A 2,415-nucleotide genomic window follows, 5' to 3' on the forward strand; every position below is an offset into this window, starting at 1 on the left:
TGTTGGTCGTGGCGAATGACCGTGGTGTGGTCGTTTTCAATCAAACCATCGAAGTCTTTCTGCGCATGCAGGTAGATTTGCTCTTTGCCCGCTTGGTCTTCAAAACTGAGCTCATTAAACCCTTCCCCTTGGTGCGTCTCGGTGCGCAGCACGGTTTTGGTTTTGTGCTCCGGCAAAGTGTATGGCGGTGTGTTGGTCGCATGATAGGTGCGTCCGGTGATAATCGGTTGGTCTGGGTCGCCATTTAAGAAGGAAACTATCACTTCATGACCGATGCGCGGAATGGCGACAAAACCATATTGGCTGCCCGCCCAACCTTGCGACACCCGTACCCAACAGGAGCTCTGCTCGTTACCGTTCGAGTAGCGGTCCCACGGGAAATGGATTTTCACCCGTCCGTGTTCATCACAGAAGATTTCTTCACCTTCAGGGCCAACAACCGTCGCTATCATTGGACCATCGACTTGCGGTTTGGGTTGTGGCTCAGCGCGCCAGTGAAGATGCCCCGGAATTAAGCTGAACTGGTTGCTGTAGGTCGTTGCACCACTACCGCCCTCTTCTTGTAGCGCTTGCGGCTGCTCACCTTGGTGGTTAATCGACACCACCACCCAATCGCGGTTCATCGCGGGGTCAAGGTGCTCTTGCAGGTCAAACTTATAGCCGGCACGCAGCAGCGGCTCGTTGCTCTGCCCTGTCGCGGTGTGAGCATGGCGGCGCAGGTAATCTAAACGGATTTGGCTAAAGGCGGCGCCGTTCACATCGTCTTTGTAGCGCCCCGGCGCATCAAAATGTTGGTAACGGGTTTGCTGATAATCCAGCTCCGTGCCCTGCACGGTTTGTAAAAAGGAGTAGGCCGGCTTTTTGAAGCTGTAGTCTTTGAGCTGAACTTCGCTCACTTCCGCTTGGGTGTGATAGGTTAAGCCGTGGATATACGGGGTATCTATCGCGCCACCGGCTAAAGCGTTGTATGGGATGGGCTCCGGCAGTTTGCTTAAGCTGTCACTGGCATCACTGAAATAGAGGGTATGTTTGCCCGCTTCATGGACAAAGCTGTACACCAGCCCCTCTTCAGCGGCGAGGCGGTGCAGAAAGTCGATATCGCTTTCGCGGTACTGCACACAAAACTCACGCTGCACGCAATCACGCTTGAGCGCAAAAGCGTAATCGTTGATGCCCATTTCTTGCAGCAAGATAGAGAGAATTTCTGGAACAGTCTGCTTTTGGAAAATGCGGCTATTGTGGCGCAGGGATAAGCGCTCTAAGGCAGGCACTAAAGTGAGTTCGTAGAAGGTGTGATGATGGCCGATATCGCCTTGGCTGAAAGCACGCACAATGCCGTGCACGCGCTGCACCAACTGTGAATTGCGGTAAAGCTTGAGCTCAGCACGCTTATCGACCATCTGCTCGGCAGTCAGATTGGATAACCGACTCGCCAGTTGCACTTGATAGCGAAACCCGTAACAGGCTTGCCCTAAAAAAACACTATTAGAGAGTGACTCCTGCCCGTGAAAGCCTCTGACCACCAGAGTCTCATCTTCCAGCCCTTCGACCTCAATGCTGTACGCTAATGTCGCCATCCTGCCTTTCCTTCCCCTACATTAAAAATGGCAAAACCTTAAACCCACAATACCGCGCCAAACGATACTCTGGGTTTAAGGTTCACAGCCGCCCACCCGAAGGTGAGCGACATTCTCGCAGCGTAAATTACGCTTCGATTGGCTTACGCCAGTCATCAGAGCCTGAGGTGCCCGCGTTAACGTGGTCCCAAGTGATTTTGCGGTAAGACAGAGACACAGTCACATTCTGAGTAAAATCAGATTTTGCTGGGTCTTGGCAGTGTGGCATTTCACAGTGGATATCGACGATAGACGCGTTTTCCAGCTTAGTGGTGAAGAAGTTCTCTTGTTTACCTTCGATAGAGGTACGGTACCACTTCAGCTCAACGGTTTTCAGCTTCTCACCAGAAGAGAGCGCGTTGTACAGCAGAGGAACCGCTTTGTTCAGCGCCACAGTGAATTTGAATGGCTTGTGCACACGTTGGCCTGAAGGCTGACCAGATTGTGGGTCAGTCGGTACGGTTACGACGTGGTCAAACTGCTGAACCAGCATCTCATCTTCGTGGCCTTCAACGAATGAATCGCCGATAGAGTCAGCAGTACATGCGCCTGCAGTGATAAGACCCTGAGTTTGGCCTTCGATAGAGATATAACATGGAGTTGGCATGGCTATTTCCTTTCAATAAATCATTTTTAAGTCAATGAATGAGTTAACGCGCTCTGCGCACCGTCGCGATACAAAGAGCAAGTGGGATGCCAACTTTCACACCATAAAAAATCAATAGGTTATAGAAACAACCCCATCAACAAAGCAAAAAGCTGCCCAACGCTGAGCAAGATCTTGCTTGGCGGGCAAAAA

At 51.5% G+C, this 2,415-nt stretch carries 2 protein-coding genes; both read right to left on the minus strand.

What is annotated here, in order from left to right:
* Positions 1 to 1,577 (minus strand): type VI secretion system tip protein VgrG (locus GOU96_RS17240; protein ID WP_324702046.1); only part of this gene is annotated, 1,577 nt, incomplete at its 3' end.
* Positions 1,578 to 1,704: 127 nt separating this feature from the next.
* A complete protein-coding gene (gene hcp-2 / locus GOU96_RS17245; protein ID WP_001142947.1) occupies positions 1,705 to 2,223 on the minus strand; it encodes a type VI secretion system effector Hcp-2 in 519 nt (172 codons plus the stop codon).
* Between the last annotated feature and the right edge of the window lie 192 nt (positions 2,224 to 2,415).

The organism is Vibrio sp. R-1 (assembly GCF_035615595.1).
Taxonomy (GTDB): Bacteria; Pseudomonadota; Gammaproteobacteria; order Enterobacterales; family Vibrionaceae; genus Vibrio; species Vibrio cholerae.

Coding starts and splice junctions, on each gene's coding strand:
- hcp-2 (WP_001142947.1), bottom strand. CDS start 2,223: ATGCCAACTCCATGTTATATCTCTATCGAAGGCCAAACTCAGGGTCTT.